This is a genomic window from Bradyrhizobium sp. (genome assembly GCF_030693485.1).
Lineage (GTDB): Bacteria > Pseudomonadota > Alphaproteobacteria > Rhizobiales > Xanthobacteraceae > Bradyrhizobium.
Window position 1 is genome coordinate 1 of sequence record NZ_JAUYAN010000252.1, and the last position, 6,810, is coordinate 6,810.

7 protein-coding genes are annotated in these 6,810 nt (G+C 64.9%); 3 read left to right on the top strand and 4 right to left on the bottom strand.

All coding sequences use genetic code 11. The features are described 5' to 3' along the window. From Q8N40_RS18510 to Q8N40_RS18525, 4 genes are all read right to left on the bottom strand, one after another. Nucleotides 1-123, bottom strand: a 123-nt coding sequence (locus tag Q8N40_RS18510) for a helix-turn-helix domain-containing protein (RefSeq protein WP_305712844.1), incomplete at its 3' end; no start/stop codon positions are given. Nucleotides 124-330: 207 nt separating this feature from the next. Next, nucleotides 331-828: a peptidoglycan-binding domain-containing protein gene (locus Q8N40_RS18515; protein ID WP_305712841.1), complete on the bottom strand. Its 498-nt coding sequence runs from the start codon at nt 826-828 to the stop codon at nt 331-333. A gap of 150 nt (nt 829-978) precedes the next feature. After that, on the bottom strand, nt 979-1,284 hold the full coding sequence (locus Q8N40_RS18520) for a hypothetical protein (RefSeq protein WP_305321173.1): 306 nt from the start codon (nt 1,282-1,284) through the stop codon (nt 979-981). 255 nt (nt 1,285-1,539) lie between these two features. Next, the gene (locus Q8N40_RS18525) at nt 1,540-2,181 is read right to left on the bottom strand and encodes a TetR/AcrR family transcriptional regulator (RefSeq protein WP_305321172.1); all 642 of its coding nucleotides are present in this window, start codon (nt 2,179-2,181) and stop codon (nt 1,540-1,542) included. 185 nt (nt 2,182-2,366) lie between these two features. Between Q8N40_RS18525 and Q8N40_RS18530 the strand changes: the two genes are divergently transcribed. From Q8N40_RS18530 to Q8N40_RS18540, 3 genes are all read left to right on the top strand, one after another. Next, complete coding sequence (locus Q8N40_RS18530) at nt 2,367-3,638, top strand: HlyD family secretion protein (protein WP_305712842.1); 1,272 nt, start codon at nt 2,367-2,369, stop codon at nt 3,636-3,638. A gap of 56 nt (nt 3,639-3,694) precedes the next feature. Then, nucleotides 3,695-5,281 carry a DHA2 family efflux MFS transporter permease subunit gene (locus Q8N40_RS18535; RefSeq protein ID WP_305712843.1) on the top strand — a complete coding sequence of 529 codons (1,587 nt, stop codon included), beginning with the start codon at nt 3,695-3,697 and terminating at the stop codon, nt 5,279-5,281. Between the two features lie 305 nt (nt 5,282-5,586). Continuing rightward, nucleotides 5,587-6,810, top strand: a 1,224-nt coding sequence (locus Q8N40_RS18540; protein WP_305712845.1) for an ABC transporter ATP-binding protein, incomplete at its 3' end; no start/stop codon positions are given.

Below are 6,810 nucleotides of genomic sequence, written 5' to 3' on the forward strand. Positions count from 1 at the left end.
GTGGTACAACGCCTGCCGCGTCAGGCCGGCCGCCTCGGCCGCCTGCTCGATCGAGGAGCGCCGGAAGCCGTGCCGGCGGAACACGGCCATGGCGGCATCGAGGATGCGGTCGCGCGGCTTCATTTGTCGATTTTGACAAAATTAGAAGAAGTGTCAAATAACGGATTCGTGTGGAAGGGAGAGGATATCCTGACCGAGGCTGGCAAGCGTGACGCGGCTGGCCGGCGTGGGTTTCGCGACGTTTCCCGGTCGAGCCGTCCATCACTTTGGCGTGTCGGGCGGGTTACATCGGGTGATCCGGCTGCGCCTACGCGCGTCAGGGATGGCGCATCACCGGCGTCCGAACACGCCGCCTACGACACCACCCACCACGCCGCCGATCGCGGCGATCGGACCGCCGCTGCCGCGTTGATGGCGAGCACTGCTGCGGCGACGGGCCGGACGCTCGCTGACGCTGGCTTGCGCCGCGGAGGCGGACTCGCTCAGCAGCGCCTGATGTTGCGGGGTGTTGAGGAAGCCGGTGGCGGGATAGTCGCGCGCCGCCTGCCAACGCAGGATGACGGCGCGGGTCCTTTCGTCGAACCTGCCATTGACCTTGGTGTCGAAACCGAGCCGGGCCAGCCCGCGCTGCACGTCGCGGCGCTTTCGCTTGTCGAGACCGATCCGGTCCTCGGTTTCCCGGGTTGCTTCGTCGGAGAGCGTGGCCGGGTCGGCGATTGCCGTGGCAGCGCGGGGGGTCGTGCTTGGACCGGCAAGGGCGGCATCCGCGCCGATGAGGATGCCCGGCAAAATAGCCAGGACTGACAATGCGACGATCCAGACACGCATGGCCCATTCATCCCTGATCTTGGTGTCACCTGGTGATTTCAGGTGGGCAACAATTGTGGGGAGCACTTGGTTCCATGACGCGCGACGATTGTTACACCGGATTACGTCAAGCGGGGCGCGTCGCGCTGCTGCAGCCGAGTGGTCTGCTGCCTACTCCACGACCGCGCACAGATATGTCTTCGGGATCTTGCGGTCGGCGGTGTAGCGGTAATAGGACCGGTAGGCGAAGCCGTCATGCAGCGCCGGGACCTCGGGATAGAAAGCGCCATGATAGAAATTTTGCGCCGGCCCATTGCTGCAACGGTACGGAAACCAGCCAACCCTGCCGGGCGAAGCCACGCCGTACTCGTACGGAATGACCGGAATAAGGACCGGCCCTCGCTCGCCGGCCTGCGCGGAGGGCGCGGCCATCGCGGCGACAGCGGCGGCGACCATCAAAGTCAATGCGTTTCGCATGGGAAGACCTCGCGGGTGCGGGTGGGCAGAGGAAGATTGTCGCCTCGGGATGCCATCGTGTCCAGTCTCAAAGAACTGGAGCGTTGCATTCAGCTGGATCGAGGGCGATGTCATCGACGTCGATCTGGAAGATTATCACTGAGGACCCGTCTGAATTACTTTGCCGTAATTGCGAGCGAAGCGAAGCAATCCATTCTGTCTCTACGCAGCAAAGGTGGATTGCTTCGCTTCGCTCGCAATGACGATAGTATGGCTTCAGTCCCGCTTCACCCGATACGCCGCGAGAAACATCCGCGTCGCGCTGCCGACCACTTCCGCGATGCGCTCGACGGAGGGCGCCGGTGCGGCCTGGAACACGAAGGGCATGAACAGCGAGGCCTGGCACATTTGCATGAACTGCGTCGCCGCCAGCGGGCAGTCCTCGATGTCGAGATCGCCGGATCGCACATGGGCCTCGAGATAGGCGGCGAGCTTGGCGATGGTGAGCGCCACCACGTTGTTGTAGAAGCGCCGGCCGACTTCCGGCATCCGCTCGGCGATCGCCATCACCGTCCGGATCGCCGATCCGCCGCCCGGCCGGCACAGCAACTGGATATAGGCCTGGCCGAAATCCATCAGCGTGGCGGTAACATCGCGTTCGGGATCGAAATTGAAAGCCATCTTGCCCTGTTCGAGCGATTCCTCCTCGACGATGGCCTCGAACAGCCGGCTCTTGTCGGCGAAGTAGACATACAGCGTGCCCTTGGAGACGCCGGCCGAGCGGGCGATCTCGCCCATGCTGGCGCCGTCGAAGCCCAGATCCATGAACACCTTGCGCGCGCCGTCGACGATCTGACGCCGCTTCGAGGAATCCTCATCGCCGACGAGCTGGAGCGGCGGGGGCTTTGCTGCAACCATTGGTTTATCTTTTCCGGAAACATTTCCTCGCGTGGTACGCCGCAAAAGGAAACCGCGGTGTAGGGTTGGTTGAACGATTATATCTTGACCGAACCGTTCGGTCAATGTTATTTGGGAACCCGATGGGGCGGAATAGCCGGTTTTCGGTTGCGCCTGCGTCGCGACATTGCAGTGGGGAGGCCATGATGGCCGCAGCGCGAGACCAGGCCGCACGTATCCTTCGTCCGGAGCCGGATGTGGCGGCAGGTTCGCGCGAGGTTTCCGCCGCCGACCAGCCTCTTTCTCACACGTTCGCCGAAGCGCCGGTCAGTCCCGTCATCGGCAAGCCCGCCGCAGCACCGGCCGCCGCCGATACGGCCGCACCGAAATCGGGCAAGCGCAAGCTGTTCCTGGTGGGCGCCATCGCGCTGCTCGCGATTACCGCGGCCAGCTACGCCGTTCATTATGTTCTGGTCGGACGCTTTTACATCTCCACCGACGACGCCTATGTCCGCGCCAACAACACCACGCTCGGCGCCAGGGTGTCCGGCCACATCGCGGCTATCGTGCCCGGCGACAACGTCGTGGTCCGCACCGGCGACGTGATCTTCCGGATCGACGACGGCGACTATCGCATCGCGGTCGAAGCGGCGCGCAGCAAGATCGCGACCCAGCAGGCCACCATCGACCGTATCGGCCGCCAGGTCGCCGCGATGGAAAGTGCGGCCGAGCAGTCCAAGGCGCAGCTCGCTTCCTCGGAAGCTTCCCTGAAGCGGGCCGGTCTCGATTTCGAGCGCCAGCAGGCGCTGAGCACCAGGGGATTTGCCTCGCGCGCCACTTTCGAAACCTCGGAAGCCGGCCGCGACCAGGGCCTCGCCTCGGTGAAATCGGCGCAGGCCGCCTATGATGCCGCGCGCGACAATGTCGAGGTCACCAAGGCGCAGCAGAACGAGGCCCGCGCCCAGCTGGTGGAGTTGCAGTCGTCGCTCGCCAAGGCGCAGCGCGACCTCGACTTCACCGCGGTGCGCGCGCCGGTCGAAGGCACCTTCTCCAACCGCATGGTCAACACCGGCGACTTCATCCAGGCCGGGCAGCGCCTCGGCAATCTGGTGCCGCTCAACAGCGTCTTCATCGACGCCAATTTCAAGGAGACGCAGCTCAAGCGGATCCGTCCGGGCCAGCCGGTGACGATCAAGGTCGATGCCTACGGCTTCCGCAAGTTCACCGGCATCGTCGACAGCATCTCGCCCGCCGCGGGCTCGGTGTTCACGCTGCTGCCGCCGGACAATGCCACCGGCAACTTCACCAAGATCGTGCAGCGGCTGCCGGTCCGGATCCGGGTGCCGAAGGACGTCGCCGGGCAGAACCTGCTGCGCGCGGGCATGTCGGTCTACACCACCGTCGACACCCGCGAGGGCGCCGCCGATGCCGACAGCGAGGCCGATCTCGACGCGGCGCCGGTGCCTCGAACGAAATGACGTGCGGCGGCCGGGCGGCGCGCCCGATTGAAGACCCGTCCTGACCCGAGCAGACCATGGCCGACGCCACCACCGCCCCGCCTTCGATGATCAGTGAAGCGGCCGTGCCGTCCGAGCGGATTCCGCCGCGGCGACTGGTGGCGTTTCTCATCATGGTGTTCGGGATGTTCATGTCGATCCTGGACATCCAGATCGTCTCGGCCTCGCTCGCCGAGATCCAGGCCGGGCTGTCGGCGAGCTCGTCCGAAGTGTCGTGGGTGCAGACCTCGTATCTGATCGCCGAGGTGATCGGGATCCCGCTGTCCGGCTTCCTGTCGCGGGCGTTCGGCACCCGCCTGCTGTTTGCGATTTCCGCCGCCGGCTTCACCGTCGCCAGCCTGCTGTGCGGCTTCGCCTCGACCATCGAGCAGATGATCGTGTGGCGCGCGATCCAGGGGTTCATGGGCGCCGGCATGATCCCCACCGTGTTCGCTTCGGCCTATACGGTGTTTCCGCGCTCGAAGTTCTACATCGTCGGCCCGATCATCGGCCTGGTCGCTACCTTGGCGCCGACCATCGGCCCGACGGTCGGCGGCATCATCACCGACTGGCTGTCGTGGCACTGGCTGTTCTTCATCAACATCGTGCCCGGCATCGCCATCACCGTCGGCGTGCTGGCGCTGGTCGATTTCGACGAGCCGAACTTCGCGCTGCTGCAGCGGTTCGACTGGTTTGGCCTGATCTTCATGGCGAGCTTTCTCGGAACGCTCGAATATGTGCTGGAGGAGGGGCCGCATTCCCAGTGGCTGCAGGATACCTCGGTCGCGGTCTGCGCCGCGGTTTGCGCGGTCGCCGCGATCGCCTTTTTCTGGCGCGTGCTGACGGTGGAGGAGCCGATCGTCGATATCAGGACCTTCGGCGACCGCAATTTCGGCATCGGCTGCCTGATATCGTTCTGCGTCGGCATCGGCCTGTACGGCCTCACCTATATGTATCCGCGTTACCTGGCGGAAGTGCGCGGCTACAGCGCCTTGATGATCGGCGAAACCATGTTCGTGTCCGGCGCGGCCATGTTCCTGACGGCGCCGATCGTGGGCCGGCTGATGGTGAAGGTCGATATGCGCCTGCTGATTGCGGCCGGCCTCGCGCTGTTCGCGCTCGGCTCCTGGCAGATGACATGGATCACCCGCGAATACGACTTCTGGGAATTGCTGGTGCCGCAGATCCTGCGCGGCGTCGGGATCATGATGGCGATGGTGCCGACCAACACCATTGCACTGGGGACGCTGGCGCCCGACCGGGTCAAGAACGCCTCGGGCCTGTTCAACCTGACGCGCAATCTAGGTGGCGCGCTCGGGCTCGCGGTCATCAATTCGGTGCTGAACCAGCGCACCGACCTGCATATCGCGCGGCTGCACGAACGGGTGACCTGGGGCAACGCCACCGCGACCGAGACGCTGAACATGCTGACCCAGCGCATGAAGGGCATGGGCGATTCCTCGCTGATGGCGCTGAAGCAGTTGTCCCAGATCGTGCACCGCCAGGCGGTGGTGATGGGATTCGGCGACGCCTTCTTCCTGCTGGCGGTGTTCTATTTCGGCCTCATCATCCTGCTGGTGTTCCTGAAGAAGCCCGCCGGGCTGCTTTCGGAGCCAAGCCACTGAATGCGATCACGCGCTTGTCATGTTGCCAAAATCCGGCGACGCATTTATAAGCAGCGTATCGTGGCTCGAACCGAGGGAGATTTGCATGATTTCGATGTATTCGCAGATCGCGTCCTCGCATCCGAAGCCCTTTTTGGATGGCCGCGTGGCCCATTGAGGGCCATCTCCGCCAGCATCGATCGGGTTTGATCTCCCGATAACTTCCCAGCCCCTCACGGTTTTTTTCAACGACGCGCGTGCTCGGCCCGATGCCGCCGCGAGTCAAAATGGAGCCGGTCCGCGCCGAGGCGCCGCCGGATGACGCCATGACCGCTCAAACCAGACAACGCCCCACCGCGATCCGCGTGGTGATTCCGTTCGTGTTCCGGCATTGGCTCAATCAGCCGGTGCGGGCGATGACCGTGGCCGGCGGCCTGCTGGGCGCGACCGTCGCCGACCTTTTCATGCCGCTGTTTTCCGGGCATCTGGTCGATGCCTTGACGAAGGGCGCCGCCGATCCGGCCGCGCAGCGCGCGGCGTGGACCGCCTTTGGCGCCATCGTGGCGCTCGGACTGGTCTCGATGATCCTGCGCCTGATCGGGCTGCATGCGATCGTGCCGTTCACGCTCAGGATCATGTCCGACGTCTCGCGCGACGCCTTCATGCGGGTGCAGCGCTTCTCGACCGACTGGCACGCCAACAGCTTTGCCGGCTCGACCGTGCGCAAGGTCACCCGCGGCATGTGGGCCCTCGACCTGCTGAACGACACCATCCTGATGGCGCTGCTCCCGTCGCTGGCGGTGCTGGTGGGATCGATGATCCTGCTCGGGCTGCACTGGACCTCGCTCGGCGCCGTGATCGCGGTGGGCGCGCTGGTCTATGTGTCGATGACGGTCTGGTTCTCGACCAGCTACATCGCACCGGCGGCGCGCGTTTCCAATGCCTGGGACACCAGGGTCGGCGGCACGCTGGCCGATGCCCTGACCTGTAACGCGGTGGTGAAATCGTTCGGCTCCGAAGCGCGCGAGGACTCGAGGCTGGCGCGAGTCATCGCGCGGTGGCGCCGCCGCGTGCGCCGGACCTGGCTGCGCTACAACTACACCTCGACGGCGCAGCTCGCGGTGCTGCTGTGCCTGCGCGGCTCCGTGATCGGCGGCGCGCTGCTGCTGTGGATCGCCGGCAAGGCGACGCCCGGAGACGTCACCTATGTGCTGACCAGCTACTACATCATCCACGCCTATCTGCGCGATGTCGGCATGCACATCAATAATCTGCAGCGGTCGGTCAACGACATGGAGGAACTCGTCGCCATCCATGACGAGCCGATCGGCATCGCCGACGCCGCGGACGCCAAAGCCATCGACATCCAGGGCGGTCGCATCGTGTTCGACGACGTCACGTTCCATTACGGCGGCCACCGCGAGCCGCTGTATGACGGCCTGTCGGTCGACATCCGCGCCGGCGAGCGTGTCGGACTGGTCGGCCGCTCCGGCTCCGGCAAGACGACTTTTGTCAAACTGGTGCAGCGGCTCTACGATGTCAGCGGCGGG

Bases quoted from the DNA above. Each gene is read 5' to 3' on its own strand.
- Q8N40_RS18515 (WP_305712841.1), bottom strand. From the start codon at position 828: ATGCGTGTCTGGATCGTCGCATTGTCAGTCCTGGCTATTTTGCCGGGC.
- Q8N40_RS18520 (WP_305321173.1), bottom strand. From the start codon at position 1,284: ATGCGAAACGCATTGACTTTGATGGTCGCCGCCGCTGTCGCCGCGATG.
- Q8N40_RS18525 (WP_305321172.1), bottom strand. From the start codon at position 2,181: ATGGTTGCAGCAAAGCCCCCGCCGCTCCAGCTCGTCGGCGATGAGGAT.
- Q8N40_RS18530 (WP_305712842.1), top strand. From the start codon at position 2,367: ATGGCCGCAGCGCGAGACCAGGCCGCACGTATCCTTCGTCCGGAGCCG.
- Q8N40_RS18535 (WP_305712843.1), top strand. From the start codon at position 3,695: ATGGCCGACGCCACCACCGCCCCGCCTTCGATGATCAGTGAAGCGGCC.